The following is a 21,126-nucleotide window of genomic DNA, read 5'->3' as shown; positions in this document are numbered from 1 at the left end:
TGAGCCGACAGCGAAGCGCGAACGTTCATGCGATCCATGGAGCGAGCTTGTCCCTGTGCTCGTCAACCAGAAAGACCATGGCCTGCTGGATCAGGTCGTGTGCGTAGCTCTTCACCGCTTCGACGAGATCGCCGGGCGAGAACCCGGGGCGCCGGGCCTGTCTGACCAGGTGGCCGCCGATGGCGCAGAACAGCTCGGTGTCGGGCAGCGCTCGCTTGACGACCTTCTCGTAGCGTTCCGTGTCGAGCCGCCCCGCCAGGGGCGCGAGCTCGACCGCCAGCGGCGGACGCAGCATCTCGTCGATGTGTGCTGGTTCCGAGATGGTCGCCGCGCGCGCGAGCTGGAGGTGCCACATGAGGTACCTGCGGAGGCGCCGTTCGTCGAGCCGGCCCATCTTGGTCGCTCCCTGTCCCATGATATCGAACGACGAGATGCCGTGGAGCACCATCTCCAGCCAGCGCTGGAGCCGTGCCCGGATCTCGTCGCGAGCGTCCTCGCCGCCCCTGTCGAGATCCATGTTCATGAGCGCCCGGACCGCGAACGCATCCGCCGCGTAATCGACCTGCTCGAGCACGACGCCAGCTCCGCCGACCGCGAAGTAGTTCGTGCTCCGGAGGGCCTGCCAGTCATGAAGGAGCTCGTGCAAGATGAACAGCTTCGCGACGTCCTTCTGCTGCTGCTCGGTGCTGTTGCGGAGCGCCTCCGCGAGCCCCTCGCCCAGGGCGAAGTGCCCCTCGATGGCGCGCAGCTTGAACGCGCCGCCGTCCTTGAGGCCGTTCGACTGATCCAGCCGGCTCAGGCGCTCGATGAACTTCTGCCGCTGGGGCGCCGACAGCACGTCGGCGGGCAGATACTCAGCTTTCATGTTCCTCTTCAGCTCGGCGATCCCCGCGGCCATCACGTCGAGGACCTTCCGGCGAACGAGCTCGTGCTCCGGCCCGCGCGGGATGACAGGCCGGGCATCGGCCGCGAACGGGAGCGTGTACACGCGCTCGTACGCCGGGTGGCGGTACTCCGTCAGCCAGACGTCATTGCCGATGAGCGTCGGGTTGACGGCGCGGCCGACCGCGAACGCGACCTGCGCGGGCGCTCCGACGAAGAGCGAAAGACCCGAGCGGCGCCGGTAGCGCGCCGGCGCCTGTGACATGAACTGGATGAGCTGCAGCACGAGCGCGGGGATGTTGTCGGGCGTCACGAGCAGCGCCTCCGAGGAGTGGAGCCTGATGATCCCTGCCACGCTGTCGCCCTCGTTCACGATGAAGTCCTCGAAGACGTCCTCGGACGGGTTCCTGCCGGCCGTGTCGACATAGATGCCCACGCGTCCCGGTCTCGACACCTCCTCCCTCGGCAGACCGGCCACCTGATCCAGGAGGGGCGGGTGCTCGACCGCCGCGGCTTCCATGGGGAAGTGTTCCCACGCCCCCCCGCCGTGCGTCTGGTTGAGCACCACCTGCGTCCCCCCGAACTTGGACAGGAGATAGCCGAGGTGGACGAAGACGGAGAGCGGGCCACGGCCGCCGATGAAGAAGATGATGCTCGGGTTCGCCTTCTCGTCGCGGATCTTCTGCACCTCGACCGCGACCTGCTCGACCGCGCGCCCGATGGCCGGCCAGTCGATGGGGGATGTATCGGGTGGAGGTGAGAGCCGAGGAGCGCCGAGCTTCGTCAGGGGAAGGACGTGGAGGCCCTCGCGCTCGGACGGGAGCGCGTCTCGCAGCTCCTCAACGTTGGCGGAGGGGTAGAGGTCCACCGCGATCAGGATCTGGAGGTCGTTCTTTGCCATGTTGGGTCGCTCCTCAGGGGCTGCGCTGCTGGGTTCGGGTCTCTCCACACCGTGTCGCTCCGACGGCCTCACTTCTCGGGGACGGGAAAATCTTCGCCGAACTGCTCCCGGAGAGCTTTGCAAGCAGCGCCGGGATCTACCGCGTCGTGAGCCCTCTTCAGCACGGCGAGGAGCTTCTCGAGGCCCTCCTTGAAGCCGAGCATGCTCGCGGTCGACATGTTGGAGCAGAAATCGTAAGTCCGCGAGACAGGGTGCTCGATTCGAAGACGCGACACGTACCGCCGCTCCTCTGCGTTCCAGACAGGCTCGAACTTGCTCAGCATGCGGGTGACGAGGCTGCTCAGAGCACCAAGGTCGTCGTATTTGGTGGGTTTCCCGGACGCGTCTTTCTTGTATGACGCATCAAACCAGTGGTGGGCGGCGACCGTCAACGCGATCCCCTTCGGGGCGGCCCTGCCATGATTCCTCGAGAGCCGGAGCTCCTTCCATCGCTTGAGGGCGCGGATGACGCGGCGAAACTGCTGTGTGTCCTCCTCCGAGCGCCCGCTCATGATGACGTTCTGGAGCTCCAGCGGATCTGACGGCTCCCAGCGGCGCTCGTCCGCCGGTTGTCCGGGCTTCCCCTTCGCGATGTAGTCCTTGCTGTCGGAGTTCCTCTTCCCGCTCGAGTAGATCGCGAGGTCGACATGGTATTTGTCTTCCCCGCCCTCCTGATAAAAGATGGTGACGCACGAGCGGCGAACATCGACGTGGTTTGTAGGAATCTTGAGCGCATTGTGCACCCAGGTCTTGACGACGACCGGATCCGGGTACTCCTCCTTGGACAGGTCGAAGCGCAAGCCGACGTCGATGTCGAAGTCGCCGTCGACGGGCTTCACGCCGATGTTCATCGCGTAACTACCCTGGTTGAACGGCTCGTAGGAAGGGATCTTCGTGCCCTCGACGCGCTGCCGCTTGATGCCCTCGCTCAACTTGCGCAGGATGCACTCGCGCTTGTCCGCGAGGATCTTCTTCTCGGCTTCCCGATCGAACCGGATCGCCTCGTCGAACTGCACGAAGTACTTCTGCACATCTGCCATGTTCTCGACCTCCACGCAGGGCTCCGCTGGAGCGCAGCGGCTACGGGCACTCCGTCAACGAGAGCAGGTTGTTCGGCTGCTCCCCATCCGCCTCTGTCTTCAGGTACCTGTCCCTGACGCAGAAGACGCCGTTCCGGGGAAAATCGATCGCGGGTCCCGTCGATTTATCGACGGCGCGTCCCTCGCCGCTACCGGAAGCCATCGAGCCGTGCGATCACCTCCTGCATCGCCGGCCGCGTCGCCGGGACCTTGTTCAGCATGCGCCCGACGAGGTCGCGCAGCGCCGGCGGGGTGCGCTCTCCCAGCCGGTCCAGCGGCGGGCTCTCGAACAGGTGGAGCGCCATGAGGTCCTTCGGCTCCTCTGCGATGAACGGCAAGTCGCCCGCCAGCATCTGGAACAGGAGCACGCCGAGGGAGTACACGTCCGCTTCCGGGCCGGCGGTCTTCGACTTGATCCACTGCTCGGGCGCCATGTAGTCCCAGGTCCCGAGCAGCGCGCTCCCGCCGGTCGAGATGTGGCCGACAGCGAGCGGCTCGCCTCGCGCTTCGGGCCGCACCTTGGCGAGGCCGAGATCCGCGAGCCGGACCTCGGCCACGGCGAGGTCGTGTGCGTCCAGCAGCACGTTGGCGGGCTTCAGGTCGCGGTGGACGATCTTTCGGCCGTGCAAGGCGAGGAGCGCGCTCGCGATCTGGGCCGCGAGGCGCGCCGCAGCGCTCGGCGGCACCGCGCCGTCCGCGTCGTCGAGCGCGCGCGCGAGGTGGGTCGGCAGCCGCTCCAGGACCATGTAAGGCGAGCCCGCCGGCAGGGTCCCCGTGGCGAGCAGCCGCACGACATGGGGGTGCTGGATGCTCCCGAGGACGCTCGCCTCGTTGCGAAACCGGGTCACGATGTCCTGGTCGGCGCACCACATGTCGAGCAGGACCTTCACCGCGACGGGCTGCGCGGCGTGCTCGGCCCGCGCCTCGTAGACGTGGCACATCGCCCCGATGGCCAGCACGCTGACCACCTCGTAGCCTTCGACCCTCACCCCCGGCGCCAGCATCGATGCTCCCGCCTCCCTTCTAGTCCTCGCGGCTCGTGAGCCGCAGCGCCTCGAGCCGTTCGATCCACGCGATCATGTCACGGAGCTCGGCAGCGCAGGACGGGTGCTCCGCGATGAAGGCGACGGCGTCCACGCGCTCTCCGGCGTCGCGCCGCCGCTGGTACACCAGCAGCGCGTCCCTGGCAGCCTCCTGTGCCTGGGTCGCGCGAGGAGCGCCGTCCTCTGCCGAGCCGCTCGTCAAGCGCTCTCGCAGCGTATCGGTGCCTCGATCCAGGAGGCCCCGGATCGCCGCTTCGGTCCTCCCCATGCACTGAGCCACCTCTGGAACGGAAAGATCCTTCAGGTAACGAAGCCATATCGCGTTCCGTTGATCCTCCGGCAGCTCGTAGATCTGGCCGAGCACCTGCCGCCACTGCTCCACGTCCGCGGTGGCCCGGCTCGGGCTCAGCTGCGGCACGACGAGCTTGTCGTCATCGAGAGGGATCTCGCCGGCCCTGTCCCGCTTCTTGCGCGCGGCGTCGCGGAAGGACTGCGCTGCGCAGGCCTCCACGATGCTCTCCAGCCACGACAACCACTCGCCCGCGGTCGTCCCCCTGAAGGAGGCCATGGCGCGGGACGCCCTGTCCGATGCCTCCTGCACGATGTCGGACGGCCGCGTGATGTCCGGCTGCCTCCTCTTCAGGCGACGCGACGCCCGCCCCTCGAGGAGCGGTGCCGACCACTCGAGCAGCCGCGCCATCGCGACTCTGTCCCCCGCCCGCGCGCGCGCGATCAGCTCCTCGATGCTGGCGACATCCTGGCTCATAGATTCACGTGGTTCGCCATGCGGCGCCGAACGGAGGTCACGAGGGAGGTCACGAGGCGGGCTGCGGGGTGGAGCTCCGCGCAGAGAGGCTGCCGGCCCGGCAGCAGGGGATGTGCGCCGGGCAGCAGCCGTACCCGGGGCCCGGGAACACGGGGACCTGCCGAGCTGCTCTGCGCGGACGAGGAGGGACGTGGTGCGCGGGGGATGGGCGGCGAGCATGGTGCGGACGCGGAAGGCGCCTCGATCCGGAGGGATGCCGTTCCGCGGAAGATCGATCGCGGGCTCGTCACTTTTTTCCCATCACGGGCAGGCCAGGCGCTTGAACCGTACGTCCTCGGGATCCCGCGCCAAGAATCTGTTAGCCGTATCACAACGTCGTTCGTGCGCCTCCGCGGCGCGCTCGCGATCTCCACGACCGTTCGCCAGCTCCTCGACCCCGCGGAGGCTCTGGCACAGGAGCAGCCCGTACTCCTTGTGGTGCGGGTCGCCGAGGATCAACGCCTCGCCGGTGCTGGCGGCCTGCTCGTAGAGGCGCGACGCCTCGGCGGTCTGCTCCTCGTCGACCCGGACGGCGGCGAGGGTGGCGTCGAGTTTGCCCAGGGTCAGGAGGAGAAACGCGTTCCCCGGCTCAGCGCGGACCAGCCCCTCCTGGGTCTGCCGTGCCTGCTCGATGCGCGAAGCTGCCGCCCGCAGGTCTCCGTTCCTGCGCAGGGCCTCCCCCAGAAGGCCCGCCGTCTGTGCGAGCAGGGCCAGGTTGTACCTCCTGTCTTCTTCGCCCGGCTCGTCCAGCTGCTGGAGCAACCCGATGGCTTTGTCGTACAGCGCCGCGGCGGCAGGGGCATGGCCGAGCTCGAGCTCGACGTCGGCTTGCTCGGCGTAGCTCGTCGCGAGCGTGCGCCTGTAGTTGTTGGCATCGATGTCGTGCAGCTTCACCAGCTCGGCCACCGATCGCTCGAACTCCACACGTGCGCGCTCGGGCAGGCCGCTCGCCAGCTCCAGCTTCCCGCGCTTCGAGTGGTTCAGCGCAAGCCGCAGGCGCAAGATCTCGTGCGCAGGCTCGATCGTAAGCCCGAACCAAATGCGGCGCTCGGCCATTGAGAGAAACGCGTGCGACTCGGACAGGCGCCCGTTCGACCGAGCGAAGTCGCTCCGGCGTTGCATGGTTCTCACGACTTCCTCGACGACATCGAGCTCGTTCTGCTCCTGCTCGCTGAGCGAAGACAGATTGACGTCGAGGTTGGTGAGTATCTCCGATCGGATGTTCGCCGTGTGAAGCAGCCTTCCGAGCTTCCAGTCGAGCGAGCTGAGTGCTCCCGTCGTCCGGAGAATGCTCTTCCGGTTGTCCTCCGCGCGCTCCCGCTCTCGCCACGCCCAGAGCGACGTCACGGCGATGACCATCACCACCGCGCCGAGCGCGATGCCGAGCGCCCGCCTCGCCCAGATGTGCCGCCGCTCGCGCGCCTCCGCCTTCCCGACGAACGCGCGCGCCCGTTCGCTGGCCATCCGCAGGAGCCGCTCGCGCTGGTGCACGGCGCCGATCTTCCCGCGGTAATGGTCGAGCAGGGCGCCCGACGGCAGCCCATCGTCCTGGCTCCCCGATTGCTCCCAGGCGTGCGCCGCGACCTCGAGGTCGGCGTGCCGCTCGAGCAGCGCGCGCTCGGCGTCGATCCACCCCACGACGGCCGGCACCCGCTGGAGCAGCGTCTCGTGCACCAGGTCCACGCGCTGCTGCGACGGGTCCGCCGGCGGGTCTCTGGCCATCACGACGAGCCGCAGGGTCTCGGGCGCCTCCGCCGCCTGTCCGACCGGGATCCCCGACAGCCGCATGAGCACCTGCTCAGCGAGGCGGTCGCCACCCGCGGCGGCGAGGACTTCCTTGCGGGTCCGCGGTCGCCGGGTATCGGGCGTGCCGCGCCCGACCTGCACGAGATCGAGGAGGAGCCACTTCGCCCGCTCGCGTCCGTCCTCGCCCAGGCCGTCGAGCAGCTGCGCGGCGTGGTGCGCCAGGGCGCCGCCGACGCCGCCGATGCGCTCGTAGTGCTCGTGTGTCAGCGCGGCCGCGGCGCGCGACGACCATAGGCTGCGCAGCGTATGCCCGAGCAGGGGCAGCCGGTCGTCGGTCCCGGCGGCGTCGCGCACCATGCGCTCGGGCAAGCCCTCGGAGAGCTGGAGCCCGGCGCGGTCCGCCATGCCGAGGATCACCTGCTCGAGCGCCTCTTCTGCCATCGGCCGCAGGTGGTAACGAGAGGCCTTGTTGTTCAGCAGGCGCGCCAGGCCGGGCGTCTGCTCCAGCCGGTGGAAGTAGTCGCTCCGCAGGGTCGTCAGGAGCCGGAGCGGGGCCGTCTCCCCGGTGAGGCACGCCGACAGCAGCGCATCGACCTGGTGCAGGTGCGCGCCGCCCAGCGCGAACAGCTCCTCGAACTGCTCCACGACGAGCAGCAGCCTGGCGCCCGCGGGGACGCAGCGCGAGACGAGCGCGCCGAGGGCGGCGCCGTCGGCGCGCAGCGCCGCCTCGATCTCTGCCGGCGGCGTCGCCGCGCCGTGCGCCGAGCACACCGCGGCGATGGCCGTCGCGAGGCTCTTGATCGGATCCTCGGAGGGTCGCAGCGTCGCGACGATCCAGGGCGCACCCCCCGGGGATCGCCCCGTGAGGCGCGGCAAGACCCCTGCTTGCACGAGCGACGACTTGCCGGCGCCGCTGGGTCCCTCGATCTGGAGCCAGCGCCGGGTGCCCTCCTCGCGCATCTCCTCGAGCAGGTCGACGATCTCGCGGATCTCGGCGTCGCGCCCGAAGAACAGCTCGGCCTGGGCCTCCGAGAAGGGCTGCAGGCCCGGGAAGGGACACTCGTCCTTCCCGGCCTCCCATGGCCGGGCGAGCATGTCGCGGCAGCGGAGCATCGTGGGGCGCTGCTCGGGCGCCTTGGCCAGCATCGAGGACACGAAGGCGCCGAGCGACGCAGGGACCGAGGCGACGCGCTCGTGCAGGTGCGGAGGCGGGGTGTTCACGTGATCGACGAGGAGCGCGACGTCGTCGGTCGCATCGAACGGCGGCTTGCCCGCGACGAGCTCGAAGAGGACCACGCCGAGCGCATACACGTCGGCCCGGTCCGTGACCTCCGAGGCTCTCTTCCATTGCTCGGGCGCCATGTAAGCGGAGGTCCCGAGGACGTCATGGGCGGCGGTCTGCACGTGGGTGTCGCCGCGCGTGTCGTTGACAGGAGGCGGCACCTTGGCGATGCCGAAGTCCACGACCTTCGGCTGCAGGCCGAGCGGCGCGGCGGCGTCCTGCACGAGGAGGACGTTCTCCGGCTTCAGGTCCCGATGAACGATGCCTTTGGCGTGGACCTCGGCCATCGCGTCGGCGATCTGCCGGCCGATCGCCAGCGCGGCCTCGAGCGGCACCGGCCCGTCCTGCTGCTGGATCCACGCGCGGAGCGTGATGCCCTCGAGGTGCTCCATGGCGAGGTAGGCGGTACCGTCCTCGAGCTTGTCGAAGTGGCGGACCCGCACGATGCCGGGGTGCTGGAGCTGCGCGAGGGCGCGCGACTCCTGGATGAAGCGCGCCACCATCCGGGGATCTCCGGCCGACTCCGGCGAGAGGACCTTGAGCGCGACCTCCTGCCCCATGTGCCGGTGCACGGCGGCGAAGACGTGGCCGATACCGCCGCTGCCGATCGTCCGGAGGATCTGATATGGCCCGATGCTGTCGCCGGGGAGCGCCATCACGTGGCCGGCGACTCTACCCGAGGCGAGTCCGCCGGCACCAGGCCGCGGAGTTCGGGACGTAGGGGCGAGATCGCTTGCGCCATGGACGGCGCGCGTGTCGCGGTCGTGGACGCGCCGCGGTTGCCTCGCGGTCCTTCGCGGTCGGCTTGCGATCGCGCTCCGGTCGCTGCACGCTGCCGACGGCATCGAGCGAGGGCAAGACGAATGAGCCTCAGCGCCGCCGGAGCCGCGCTCCAGGGACACGACTATCAGCACCTCTTTGCCTGGTATCACGCGCTGCGGGCGCTGAATCCCGCGGAGGACGTCATCGGCATCGAGGTCGAGGCGGAGGACGCGGGCAACGTGGATGACGTCGTGGTGCGCCACGGCGCGTCCCCCGACGAGTTCTACCAGGTGAAGTACTCGGTGGATGGGCGCCACCCGATCGACCATGCCTGGTGGGTCACGCCGGCGACGAAGGGCGGGAAGAGCCCGCTGCAGCGGTTCTGGGACAGCTGGCGGCTGCTGTCGCGGGCCGGGCAGCGGCCTCGTATGGGCCTTTATACGAACCGCCCGCTCGACGTCTCCGACCCGGTGCTCGCCTTGCAGGACGGCCGCACCGGGAGCCTCGGCCCGAGGCTGCGCGCGGCGAAGCCGGGCTCGGACGCGGGGCGCGGTCTCACGGGCTGGGCGAGCCACGTCGGGGTGGCGGAGGCCGATCTGCTCGAGATGCTCGATCATCTCGCGCTGCTCACCGGCCAGGCGGGCTGGCTGCAGTTCATCCCGAGCGTCTCGGATCGCATGGCCTCCGTGGGCCTGAGGAGCGATGAGCTCGCGGTGGAGCAGGGGGTGCAGGCCGTCCGCGCCTGGGTGACGGGGAGCCGGCGCGAGGTGGACCGGCAGGCGCTGGCCGCGGAGATCGCGCGCCGCGGCCTGCGCGGCGACGCGCGGCAGGCGACGCTGGTGGTGCAGGCGATCGACAGCGACCCCTGGGCGGCCGGCGCGACGGTCAGCCTCGACTGGGTGGATCTGTTCGATGGGGATCATCCCCGCGCGCGCCGGCAGCTGCGCGACCCGAGGCACTGGAACGAGCGCCTGCTTCCGGAGCTCGAGGACGCCGAGCGGCGCGTGCGCGCGCTCGGCTTCGACCGGGTGCTCGTGCGCGGCTACATGCGGCTGCCGGCGTGGTTCGCGACCGGCGTGGCGTTCGGCGACACGCGGAACCTCCGGGTGGCGTGTATGCAGGGCGGGCAGCGCTGGAGCAGCGAGGTGACGCCCGGCGACTTCCCGGTCGACGTCGGAGCTCCCGTGGAGCTTGGCGCGGGAGACGAGCTCGCGGTGGGGCTCTGCGTGACCAACGACCTGTCGGAGGACGTGCTCGTGTACCTGCGGCAGAGCGCGCTCCCGGTCCGGCGATTCGTCGCGATCGCGGCTTCGCCTGCGCCGAGCCGGACGGCGATCCCGGATGCGGAGCGGGCGATGGGGTGGGCGCTCGCGGTGAGGCGGGTGGTGCGTGAGCAGGTGCGCGAGAGCGGGGCACGCAAGATCCACCTGTTCCTGTCCGGCCCGGCAGGCGGCGCGCTGCTCCTCGGGCATGTCTGGAACCGGGTGCCGAGGACGCAGGTATACGAGGACCTGAGCCCGGGGTACGTGCCGGCGTTTCTCATCCAAGGCTGATCCAGGGCTCCTGTGCACGGCGAGCTCCGACGGGGGACGCCCCGCCGCGAGCGCTCTCTCTCGACCGAGAGCGCCTCAACGGAACCACACGGCCACCCGCTGCACCTCGCGCGCGGCCTCGGCCAGTCCCTGATCGCCCGCCAAACCTGCGAGGAGCGGGACGAGCTTCGCGAGGCTCACGCCGTCGCCCGCGAGCGCGGCCGGGCGCAGGTCGGACGCCGCCTCGTCGAGAAGGCGTGCCAGCACCTCGGCGGCGCCGTCACGCGGGAGGTGCGGCGCGAGCGGGACGAGGTGGAGCAGGCGGGGCGCGTCCTCGGGCGGGAGCGCGAGGCCCAGCGCGAGCGCGCGCCGGACGAGCTCCGGCGCGCGAGCGGCGTCGTGCTTCGCGAGCAAGAGGAGCGCGACGAACCTGGCGGGTGGGCCGAACGTCTCGGCGACGGCGACGAGCGCGTCGGTGGCGCCGGCGGCCGCGAGCGGCGGGGCAACCAGGAAGAACAGGCCGAAGCACTCCCCAGGGGTACGCGGCGCGCCCGAGGCAGCGCCGAGCGCATCGAGAAGCTCGGCGCGGAGGCGCTCCGGATCGCGCGTGGAAGGCAAGGTCAGGGTGCGGGCGAGGACGCCGAGGCGCTCTTCATCGTCGCGCAGCGCGGAGAGCAGATCTCCGGCGGGCTCACCGAGCTCGATGAGCCGCAGCACCAGCGCCTGGAGCGCGTCCCGCCCGAGATCGCCGGACGCTGCGACGAGGTGCAGCGCATCGAGGGCTTGATCCAGGGCGAGCCGCGGTGCGAGCGCCTCGAGGTGGAGCGGCTTGCCGTGGAAGGAATCGTCGCTGTCGCTCTCCAGATGGGCCGATACGACGTCGAACGCAGCGCGCACCCGGTCAGGATCGCCGATGCGCACAGCGAGCGCGGCGAGCGCCCGCGCCTGCGCCGGCAGGGGGAAGGACGCGGCGACGGGCCACAGCGCCTCGGCGACGGAGCGGGGGAGCTCGCCCACGAACAACGCGAGATCGCCCGGGTCCTCGCCAGCCACTTGCGCCGCTGCGAGCGCCTCGCGCGCGAGCGCGAGGCCCTCCTCGGGCGGCAGGAGCGGCACCACCGTCAGCAGATTCCATGGAGCCTCGGGCATCCCCCGATAGGCGCCCACCACCTCGCGGGCGAGCGCACGCCGCTCCTCGCTCTCGTCCTCCCACGCCGAGGCGAGCGCGTGGATGGCATAGGCCCGCGCCTCGGGCTCGGGAATACGCCGGGCCGCGTCCAGGGCCGCCTGGAGCACCTCGGTGCGCTCAAGACCGGGCGCGATCGCGCGGCCGAGCGCAATCAGCGCCGTGGATTGGGCGTGGTGATCCGCGATGGGTCGCTTGCGATCGAGCTCCTGGACGCCGGCCGGAGCGCGGCGCCTCGGGGGGCGGGCCAGCCATCGATAGGAGGCCTCTGCGAGCGTCGCGCGCACCGCGAGCCCGAGCGCCTCGGCATCGGCTCCCTGGGCCAGCCAGGCCGCGGCCCGCCCGCGCACGCGCTCGAGGTCGGAGGTGAAGCCGAGCCCATCCAGCGGCCGCTGCATCCACCGGGTCAGGTGGTCCTGCGTCACCAGGGTGGCGAATGCCTCGAGCGGCGCACGCAGGGCCACTCGGTGAGCGCACCCGTAGTCGCACGGGTACCCACCGGGAGGGAGCTCCAGGAGCCGGCGCCCCCACCGCGCGCGCGCTTCCGGATCCAGCCGCGCCTCCACCTCGCGGCGGTACGCGCTCTGCCGGAAGGCATAGGTCCCCTCGACCTCCGCGACCCAGGGAGCGATCTCCGCGAGCGGGAGCTCGACGGCCCCGCCAAGGCCACGCGCGAGGTCCTCCGCGGGGAGTCGGCCGAAGGCGCAGGAGAGCAGGCCGAGCAAGCGCGCAGCCTGGGTCTCCTCCCCCTGGAGGAGGCCAAGGAGCCCTTCCCATGCTGGATCGGGGCGGTTCGGGAGCGCATGGACGAGGGTACGCGCTGGGTCGAAGCCGAGCCGGTCGATCCACATCTGGGCCGCGTCCTCGTCGCCTTCCACGGTGGCCATGACCTTGCCGCCGGCCGCGACGCCGGTGAACAGCGCAGGCCAGCGGACGGACGACTCGGCCTCATCGACGTCTGTGAGCGCGAGCATGAGCGGCGGAGACCCCTTGTCACGCCCCTCGCCGAGGCATTCCCACGCCACGTTGTTGAGCAGCGTCCGCACGGAGCCCGCTGCGGCGTCACGCAAGAGCCGGGCGGCGAGCAGGACGATGAGGTCACGCTCCGAGCGGGTGTCCGGCCCGACGGGCACGAGGTGAACATCGAGAGCGCGTGAGCGCTCGCGAGCACGAAGGAAGCGGGCCGCGACCGCCGCGTGCCGGCTCGTCCTCGGCCCATGGACGAGGGCATAGGGTCGGTCCGCGTCCTCTCGCCAGCGGTCGAGGGAGGCCAGAGCGGCACGTTCCGGGCCCAGCAGCGGGCGGTGCATGGCCTCGCTCCAGAAGGCACGGACGGCCCGCTCGATGGGCGCAGGCGCCAGGCGCGATCTCTTCATGACGCAGCCTTCATGGGCTCGTGAAGGGAGGTGTCGACGAAGGCTTCGTCGAGCTCCGCTTCGAGCGGCTGTTTTTGTCCTCCTTGTTTTGCGTGAGCTTCCCGTCCCACTTCCCCATTTTGTTGACCTCCGTCTCGTCGATCTTGTTCGGACCGATGACGCCCCCCTTCGCCTCCCCGATGTTCGACGGGTGGAGACCGAGCTCGCGGAAGATCTGGGCGCACATCTCGCACGGCGCCATGCCCTCGCCTTTGTCGTTCGTGGTCTCTATGGTCGCGCCGTTCTTGAATCGCTTCTGCAGCTCTTCGCGCACCTCGGCGTTCGTCATCTTCGGCTTGCCGGCGCTCTTGCGCTGAGCGTCGCCCTGTTTGCGGATGTCATCCGCCATCCCCACATGGGGTCGTCCACGCTTCAATGGGCCGCCGCCTTTCAGCCGCGGAAGGCGCCCGGAGATGCGGATCCCGATCGATCCACGCCTCGCTTCGATGGGGCCGCCGCCTTTCAGCGGCGGAAGGGCCGTCTGGTCACCTACGATCGGAGCGCCCTGCTGCTGCTTCAATGAGGCCGCCGCCTTTCAGCGGCGGAAGGACGGCTCTTTGCGCGGTGGAAGTAAGGTGTCCGGCGACGGGGTTCAATCGGGCCGCCGCCTTTCAGCGGCAGAAGGTGCATGAAGACGTGGTTCACGGTCTATTACGTGTCGGAGCTTCAATGGGGCCGCCGCCTTTCAGCGGCGGAAGGAGGAGTGGAAGCTTCCTCTGTCTGTCGACGCGGAGTCACTTCAATGGGGCCGCCGCCTTTCAGCGGCGGAACTTTCAGCGGCGGAAGGTCCTCATGGTAACCTAGTTCATATTTCGGGCTGGTAGCTTCAATGGGGCCGCCGCCTTTCAGCGGCGGAAGGGGAGGAACAGGCGGCCTACAAGGCGGAGATGGAGAAGCTTCAATGGGGCCGCCGCCTTTCAGCGGCGGAAGGATCGCCCGGCGCACCTCGTCCCAGGGCGCGCGGGTCAGGCTTCAATGGGGCTGCCGCCTTTCAGCGGCGGAAGGCTCGGGACGACAGCGGTCGCGACGCTGAAGGCCATCTGGCTTCATTGGGGCCGCCGCCTTTCAGCGGCGGAAGGTACGCGCGGGTTACCTGCCCGGTGACGGAGCGACGGCTTCAATGGGGCCGCCGCCTTTCAGCGGCGGAAGGGGGACGGCGGACCGCTTCTTCCCATGCTTCCGATACGCTTCAATGGGGCCGCCGATTTTCAGCGGCGGAAGGTCCACGACGCGCGCGAGACGGTGATCGGCGACTGGCGGCTTCAATGGGGCCGCCGCCTTTCAGCGGCGGAAGGCCCGACGCTCGACAGGTGCGCGGACCTCGTGATCACGCTTCAATGGGGCCGCCGCCTTTCAGCGGCGGAAGGCCCAGACGATCCTGGACACCTGGGACCTGTTCGTCAAGCTTCAATGGGGCCGCCGCCTTTCAGCGGCGGAAGGCGCTGCGGAAAGCCCGGATACAACGCGCGCACCTGCGAGCTTCAATGGGGCCGCCGCCTTTCAGCGGCGGAAGGAGTATTACGCAGGTGCCGAGACGTGGGCGCGCTTGCTGCTTCAATGGGGCCGCCGCCTTTCAGCGGCGGAAGGCGAGCGCCACAGAGCGCGCACGCGGCGATGCCTCTCAGCTTCAATGGGGCCGCCGCCTTTCAGCGGCGGAAGGACGGGTGCGGTCAACGTCCTCAAGGCGATGGCCGACCTGCTTCAATGGGGCCGCCGCCTTTCAGCGGCGGAAGGGTCCTGACTCCGACACCGGCGCAGTGGAAGGGGCAAGCTTCAATGGGGCCGCCGCCTTTCAGCGGCGGAAGGCAACATGTCCGTCACGTGGACCGCGCAGCACCGGGCCGCTTCAATGGGGCCGCCGCCTTTCAGCGGCAGAAGGCAGCACGCGCTGGCACTTCGCGGCTGCCGCCTGACGCACCTTGCTTCAATGGGGCCGCCGCCTTTCAGCGGCGGAAGGCTCAAAGCATGTGTTGAGACCCCAGGCGATCAGACGGTCCAGGCTTCAATGGGGCCGCCGCCTTTCAGCGGCGGAAGGCGGATGCATGCGAGCGGGATGCGGCGGCCGGCCTTCTTGCTTCAATGGGGCCGCCGCCTTTCAGCGGCGGAAGGACGGCCTGTATGCGAGGCTTGGTCGGCTGGTCGACCACGAGCTTCAATGGGGCCGCCGCCTTTCAGCGGCGGAAGGCGGGACACTCGGACACGGGGCCGCGATCGGAGGATACGCTTCAATGGGGCCGCCGCCTTTCAGCGGCGGAAGGTCGGCCGCAGCTCGCCCGATGCCCGCCGAAGCTCTGCTTCAATGGGGCCGCCGCCTTTCAGCGGCGGAAGGTCAGGGCATTGGCCAAGGACGGCACGAACGATCATCAGCTTCAATGGGGCCGCCGCCTTTCAGCGGCGGAAGGCTCACGGGCGATGCGGTCGACGTGGTCGCGGTACTTGGCTTCAATGGGGCCGCCGCCTTTCAGCGGCGGAAGGCAGAGGCTACGCTCTGGATAGAGGCTCTGTTGCGCCAGGCTTCAATGGGGCCGCCGCCTTTCAGCGGCGGAAGGGTCTCCGGACGTAGACACGGCGCGGTCAACCTCTAGCTTCAATGGGGCCGCCGCCTTTCAGCGGCGGAAGGGCTACACCGAGGCGGACTGCGAGCGCGTCACCGGCAAGCTTCAATGGGGCCGCCGCCTTTCAGCGGCGGAAGGACACCACGCGGCGCGAAGCCGTCGACTCCGCCGTTGCGGCTTCAATGGGGCCGCCGCCTTTCAGCGGCGGAAGGCAGGTACGCGAACGGCCCCGCCGGGGGGGCCAATCTCGCTTCAATGGGGCCGCCGCCTTTCAGCGGCGGAAGGCGAACGGGTACAGCGGGAAGGCGTCGGTCTCTCTGGTCCCGCTTCAATGGGGCCGCCGCCTTTCAGCGGCGGAAGGCTGCTGAAGCTCGACTGAGACCGCGAGGGACCACATGGCTTCAATGGGGCCGCCGCCTTTCAGCGGCGGAAGGCCTCCTGCGGCGTCCAGCCGGTCGCGGCGCGTGGGTTTCGGCTTCAATGGGGCCGCCGCCTTTCAGCGGCGGAAGGCATCCGAACCTTGCCCTTTCTGGCGGGCGAGGAACTGCTTCAATGGGGCCGCCGCCTTTCAGCGGCGGAAGGATCACGCGCCGCCGGCGTGTCCGGCGCGCGACATGGAGGCGCTTCAATGGGGCCGCCGCCTTTCAGCGGCGGAAGGGGTGGACCCAGGTGGAGGTCAACATGGCGATCGACATGCTTCAATGGGGCCGCCGCCTTTCAGCGGCGGAAGGGACGTGGCCAACAAGTACCGCGAGTCGTACACGTTCTAGCTTCAATGGGACCGCCGCCTTTCAGCGGCGGAAGGGCTGAAGAGCGACTTCCCGAACGGGCGGGACAGCGCCTTGCTTCAATGGGGCCGCCGCCTTTCAGCGGCGGAAGGTTCGTGTGCGACAACGCGGCCGTCACAGGCAACAACACGCTTCAATGGGGCCGCCGCCTTTCAGCGGCGGAAGGGCCCTCCCCGAAGAACGACCCCGCGGCGCAGCGGTACGCTTCAATGGGGCCGCCGCCTTTCAGCGGCGGAAGGGTCTTCGATTCGAACGGGCCGGGGGCGCGCCTGCGGCTTCAATGGGGCCGCCGCCTTTCAGCGGCGGAAGGTCCTCGGCCGCAAACGGGTCCGCGTCGGCCGCCTCATCGCTTCAATGGGGCCGCCGCCTTTCAGCGGCGGAAGGGGCTATGCTCGGCGCCGATGGCGGTCGCGATCCAGATGCTTCAATGGGGCCGCCGCCTTTCAGCGGCGGAAGGCATCACCAAGTACGGCGGCAAGGACACGAACGAGTTGCTTCAATGGGGCCGCCGCCTTTCAGCGGCGGAAGGCGCCAAGGACCCGCGCGGCACCCAGGCCAAATTCCCGCTGCTTCAATGGGGCTGCCGCCTTTCAGCGGCGGAAGGCGAGGTCCTGCGGGAGGTCCTCGTCCAGTGGCTCGGCGACGCTTCAATGGGGCCGCCGCCTTTCAGCGGCGGAAGGAAAGGGTAGGAACAACACCCGTCCATGGCATGTGTCTGCTTCAATGGGGCCGCCGCCTTTCAGCGGCGGAAGGGGGAGAACGCTCCTGTTCTACCGCGGGAGCACGAGCGAGCTTCAATGGGGCCGCCGCCTTTCAGCGGCGGAAGGGCACTTCGTGGTGCTTGTGTCCGTCCCATATCGCCTGGCTTCAATGGGGCCGCCGCCTTTCAGCGGCGGAAGGCCCTACGAGCGCCCCGAGCTCCGCCCGCTCGAGGACTTGCTTCAATGGGGCCGCCGCCTTTCAGCGGCGGAAGGCGGGCCGAACGGACCTGAGGCGGCCATCTACCTCAACGGGCTTCAATGGGGCCGCCGCCTTTCAGCGGCGGAAGGTCCGCACGTGGGAGGCGCGCAACGGCGTCTTCGTCACGCTTCAATGGGGCCGCCGCCTTTCAGCGGCGGAAGGCGAGGACGGCGCACTCCGCTACGGGAAGCTCTTCACGTCGCTTCAATGGGGCCGCCGCCTTTCAGCGGCGGAAGGCCGGGCAAGGGCGGCGGCACCGAGCTCCGCGCGACGCTCCTGCTTCAATGGGGCCGCCGCCTTTCAGCGGCGGAAGGCGCGCACAAGCTCCCGCTGTCCCTCGTCCCGATCCACCTGCTTCAATGGGGCCGCCGCCTTTCAGCGGCGGAAGGGGACGAGGACGAGTTCAAGCGACGGTGCAAGCACTTGCTTCAATGGGGCCGCCGCCTTTCAGCGGCGGAAGGCTGATGCGCAACGGTTCCGCCAACGGTACGCCCAACGCTTCAATGGGGCCGCCGCCTTTCAGCGGCGGAAGGCCGGAAGCGGTAGACCCGCCACCCTCCTTCTTGTTTGCGCTTCAATGGGGCCGCCGCCTTTCAGCGGCGGAAGGGTGACCACGGGCGGGTGGGTCGCTTCGGGCAGGTACGAGCTTCAATGGGGCCGCCGCCTTTCAGCGGCGGAAGGCGCTGACGACGTGATCGCGGCGCTTCGCGAGCACAAGCTTCAATGGGGCCGCCGCCTTTCAGCGGCGGAAGGAAGGTAAGGAACGGCAAGCCGGCACCATGCAGGGGCGGCTTCAATGGGGCCGCCGCCTTTCAGCGGCGGAAGGACGGCAAGGCGTTCTTTTGCTACGCGACGAACGCGTGGCTTCAATGGGGCCGCAGCCTTTCAGCGGCGGAAGGATCGCCGGCATCTTCGTGGACGACCCGAGGTGCCTGCTTCAATGGGGCCGCCGCCTTTCAGCGGCGGAAGGGGGCGCGATGCCTCGATGTCGCGGCTGTTGAACTCGTAGCTTCAATGGGGCCGCCGCCTTTCAGCGGCGGAAGGAAGCCAACGCCGTTTCCTCGGCCACCCGGCTTCACGCTTCAATGGGGCCGCCGCCTTTCAGCGGCGGAAGGACACCGCCGAGGCCAACCAGCGGTGCGACACGATCGGGCTTCAATGGGGCCGCCGCCTTTCAGCGGCGGAAGAAAGGCGCTGCTGGTGCTCGGTGGGCTGACCTACTCGGCGCTTCAATGGGGCCGCCGCCTTTCAGCGGCGGAAGGCCATGGGCATGAACGCAGCAGACAAGCTCAAGTCGGCTTCAATGGGGCCGCCGCCTTTCAGCGGCGGAAGGAGGAGCGCCCTCTCTGTCTCCGCCTCGATCGCGTCCGCCCAGCTTCAATGGGGCCGCCGCCTTTCAGCGGCGGAAGGGTCGGGCGGTGACGGGGCGCGGCGGCCGGAGGAAGCGGCTTCAATGGGGCCGCCGCCTTTCAGCGGCGGAAGGAAAGGCAATCCACAAGATGGTGCAGCAGCAGTTCCATGCTTCAATGGGGCCGCCGCCTTTCAGCGGCGGAAGGTGGAGGATGAGATGAAGCCGATTTTCGTCAAGGGTGAGCTTCAATGGGGCCGCCGCCTTTCAGCGGCGGAAGGTCATCGCGGGTCAGGGGAAGATCGGAGCGGTCGAGATGCTTCAATGGGGCCGCCGCCTTTCAGCGGCGGAAGGGAATCGTCCGCGCCGTTCCTTGTTCTTGAGGCTCCATGACGCTTCAATGGGGCCGCCGCCTTTCAGCGGCGGAAGGATTTCTCGATTACCCGGTCCGGAGGATGGCGTAAACCTCGCTTCAATGGGGCCGCCGCCTTTCAGCGGCGGAAGGCGAGTTCGGGGCGAAGCTCGGGTTACCCCAGGTGTCGCCGGCTTCAATGGGGCCGCCGCCTTTCAGCGGCGGAAGGAAGAGCAGACCGTCTTATCCTCGCCGGGCTGGACGAGGCTTCAATGGGGCCGCCGCCTTTCAGCGGCGGAAGGCCGGTGCGCACGATCCGCCTCTTTACGGCTGGCTAATGCTTCAATGGGGCCGCCGCCTTTCAGCGGCGGAAGGCCCCGAGTTGGAGCCGTCACCCGAACCTCTCGACGGCTTCAATGGGGCCGCCGCCTTTCAGCGGCGGAAGGCACCCGCCCGGGTCGCGCGTACCCTCGCACCCGTGACGGGCTTCAATGGGGCCGCCGCCTTTCAGCGGCGGAAGGAAACGATACAGCCCGTCGCGCCCGCAAGAATGAGGACGCTTCAATGGGGCCGCCGCCTTTCAGCGGCGGAAGGCCGACCGGCCCCTTGCCGAGGGCGGCCTTTTTGATGCTTCAATGGGGCCGCCGCCTTTCAGCGGCGGAAGGCGCCGCGTTCCTGCGGGAGCTCGGGCCGGGCCTGCTGCTTCAATGGGGCCGCCGCCTTTCAGCGGCGGAAGGGATGACGAAGGCTCGGGGTCTGCCTGTTCGATGCACGCTTCAATGGGGCCGCCGCCTTTCAGCGGCGGAAGGGACCGAGGGCACAGTGCCTTGTGCGGACAACCCTTAGCTTCAATGGGGCCGCCGCCTTTCAGCGGCGGAAGGTCTACCCGGCCGCTGAGCAGTCGCTGAAGGAGCACCTCGCTTCAATGGGGCCGCCGCCTTTCAGCGGCGGAAGGCTCGCGAGCGAGGGTAACACCTCGGACACGGGTGCCGCTTCAATGGGGCCGCCGCCTTTCAGCGGCGGAAGGCCAGTCTCCGAGGGCAATGGGTGTGCCAAGCGCCTAGGGGCTTCAATGGGGCCGCCGCCTTTCAGCGGCGGAAGGTACCCGAACTGCAAGAAGTGCAGCTACGAGGGCAAGTTTCAATGGGGCCGCCGCCTTTCAGCGGCGGAAGGGTTGGAGCCTCCGCCCAAGGAGATCCAACTGATGCTCCTGCTTCAATGGGGCCGCCGCCTTTCAGCGGCGGAAGGAGCCCTCGCAGGCTACGAAACATTTCGCGTACTTGCAACCCGGTTTGCGAGAGGTTCCCGTTCCACCCTCCCTCCGGGGTCGCCGGCGGCCCTCCGCGCGCCCCCGGCTCCCCCCAAATCCTCCATCATTTCAAACACCTGCCGGCGTTGCGTGCGCCCCCCGGGTTTTTCGCGTCACTCCACCGCTCGCAGCCGGTCCGCCCTCCTCCTTCTACCATGCCCCCTTCCCTCCTCACCCCGCCCTTCCGCTCTCCCGGAGCGCCTTGCCGCTCTTGCCCCCACCCCCGCAGCTTGCCCCCCCGCCTGCCGCGCCGTAGCCCCCACCTCCTCTCATCTCGCCCCCGCCTCGCACCGTCGCATCCCCAGCTCGCGCGACTCCTCCCCCAGGTCGCCCGCGTCAGCCCCCGGCTCGCCGCACTCGTCGCCCAGCTCGTCCGCGTCAACCCCCGCGGGGCGCTCGCCTTCCGACCCGGGGAGGCAACACGCTCCGCCAGGGGATTCCGTCCAGTGCTCTCGGCACCTCGGCGTCCGCGGCGGGGCTTCCTCCGTCCGACGTGCCTCACGCGTCGCCCGCGCCGGGGCACGGCTCTCCCGATCGAGGCGTCTCCTGTGCCGCGCTCCGTATGCGCTCGCCCGTGCCCCCTCGCACGTGCCTGGTGCACGCAGGCTCGGATCGACGCCTTGCCGCCTCGCCCTGTCCACCGCGCGCGGCGGTGCGCCCCGCCTCTTCCTCACGTCCTGCCGGACGCGCCTGGCCTGCATGCGACACCTGCCCGGCCCAGCTTTACCGCCGCCGCTGCCGCGGCCGCCCCCGGCTCGGCTCACCCACCGCGCCGACGGCGGCCACCGACGCCCGGGATCCTCCCTCCCGTTTCCCCCGTCCCCCCCGCGCCCCTCAGCCGCGGCATCTCACACCACCACCGCCACCCGCTCGGACGGCACGTACGCCCGTCCGAGCGACGCGATCGCGCCCACGGCCCGCCCGTTTGCCGGCCCGATGTCGATGATCAGCACCTGGTCCGTCCGCGCGTCGATGATCTGCCCGAGGTCGCGCCGCAGCTCCACGAGCTCCCGCCGGCTCAGCTCGCACTGCCACACGGACAGCTGCAGCCAGTCCCCGTACCCGCGCATCGCCTTGAAGATCTTGCGCAGCCGCTTCGGATCGCAGACGTCGTAGCTCACGATGTAGCTCTGCCTCACGCC

General features: G+C 69.6%; 10 protein-coding genes and 1 CRISPR repeat array. Of the genes, 1 reads left to right on the top strand and 9 read right to left on the bottom strand.

All coding sequences use genetic code 11. The features are described 5' to 3' along the window. Nucleotides 1–25 precede the first annotated feature (25 nt). The 6 genes from WMF43_RS02500 to WMF43_RS02475 all read right to left on the bottom strand — a co-directional run bounded on the left by WMF43_RS02500 (nucleotide 26) and on the right by WMF43_RS02475 (nucleotide 8,433). Nucleotides 26–1,783, bottom strand: coding sequence for an SAVED domain-containing protein (locus WMF43_RS02500; protein WP_437677249.1), 1,758 nt, complete (start codon nucleotides 1,781–1,783; stop codon nucleotides 26–28). A gap of 68 nt (nucleotides 1,784–1,851) precedes the next feature. Beyond that, a complete protein-coding gene (locus WMF43_RS02495; protein ID WP_437677247.1) occupies nucleotides 1,852–2,877 on the bottom strand; it encodes a cyclic GMP-AMP synthase DncV-like nucleotidyltransferase in 1,026 nt (341 codons plus the stop codon). 25 nt (nucleotides 2,878–2,902) lie between these two features. Next, the gene (locus WMF43_RS02490; RefSeq protein ID WP_437677245.1) at nucleotides 2,903–3,064 is read right to left on the bottom strand and encodes a DUF3892 domain-containing protein; all 162 of its coding nucleotides are present in this window, start codon (nucleotides 3,062–3,064) and stop codon (nucleotides 2,903–2,905) included. Further along, the gene (locus tag WMF43_RS02485) at nucleotides 3,051–3,905 is read right to left on the bottom strand and encodes a serine/threonine-protein kinase (RefSeq protein WP_437677244.1); all 855 of its coding nucleotides are present in this window, start codon (nucleotides 3,903–3,905) and stop codon (nucleotides 3,051–3,053) included. Before WMF43_RS02485 ends, WMF43_RS02490 begins: the two co-directional genes overlap by 14 nt. A 19-nt stretch (nucleotides 3,906–3,924) precedes the next feature. Next, nucleotides 3,925–4,710: a sigma-70 family RNA polymerase sigma factor gene (locus WMF43_RS02480; RefSeq protein WP_437677242.1), complete on the bottom strand. Its 786-nt coding sequence runs from the start codon at nucleotides 4,708–4,710 to the stop codon at nucleotides 3,925–3,927. Between the two features lie 300 nt (nucleotides 4,711–5,010). Continuing rightward, the gene (locus WMF43_RS02475) at nucleotides 5,011–8,433 is read right to left on the bottom strand and encodes an nSTAND1 domain-containing NTPase (protein WP_437683933.1); all 3,423 of its coding nucleotides are present in this window, start codon (nucleotides 8,431–8,433) and stop codon (nucleotides 5,011–5,013) included. 207 nt (nucleotides 8,434–8,640) lie between these two features. Between WMF43_RS02475 and WMF43_RS02470 the strand changes: the two genes are divergently transcribed. After that, nucleotides 8,641–10,092 carry an SAVED domain-containing protein gene (locus WMF43_RS02470; protein ID WP_437677240.1) on the top strand — a complete coding sequence of 484 codons (1,452 nt, stop codon included), beginning with the start codon at nucleotides 8,641–8,643 and terminating at the stop codon, nucleotides 10,090–10,092. A gap of 75 nt (nucleotides 10,093–10,167) precedes the next feature. On the opposite strand, the gene WMF43_RS02465 is transcribed toward WMF43_RS02470, so the two are convergent. The 3 genes from WMF43_RS02465 to cas2 form a co-directional block, all read right to left on the bottom strand. Next, nucleotides 10,168–12,390 (bottom strand): hypothetical protein, encoded by a 2,223-nt coding sequence (locus tag WMF43_RS02465; RefSeq protein ID WP_437677238.1) that lies wholly within the window; start codon nucleotides 12,388–12,390, stop codon nucleotides 10,168–10,170. Between the two features lie 253 nt (nucleotides 12,391–12,643). Then, nucleotides 12,644–13,021: a hypothetical protein gene (locus WMF43_RS02460; RefSeq protein ID WP_437677236.1), complete on the bottom strand. Its 378-nt coding sequence runs from the start codon at nucleotides 13,019–13,021 to the stop codon at nucleotides 12,644–12,646. A 91-nt stretch (nucleotides 13,022–13,112) separates the two neighbouring features. Further along, nucleotides 13,113–19,923: a CRISPR direct-repeat array (repeat unit 36 nt; unit sequence GCTTCAATGGGGCCGCCGCCTTTCAGCGGCGGAAGG). A 909-nt stretch (nucleotides 19,924–20,832) separates the two neighbouring features. After that, a complete protein-coding gene (gene cas2, locus WMF43_RS02455; protein WP_437677234.1) occupies nucleotides 20,833–21,123 on the bottom strand; it encodes a CRISPR-associated endonuclease Cas2 in 291 nt (96 codons plus the stop codon). Between the last annotated feature and the right edge of the window lie 3 nt (nucleotides 21,124–21,126).

This window comes from Sorangium sp. So ce131 (assembly GCF_051519095.1).
Classification (GTDB): Bacteria; Myxococcota_A; Polyangia; order Polyangiales; family Polyangiaceae; genus Sorangium.
Note: the sequence above shows the minus strand (reverse complement) of the source record. Positions and strands in the feature narration are given on the sequence as shown.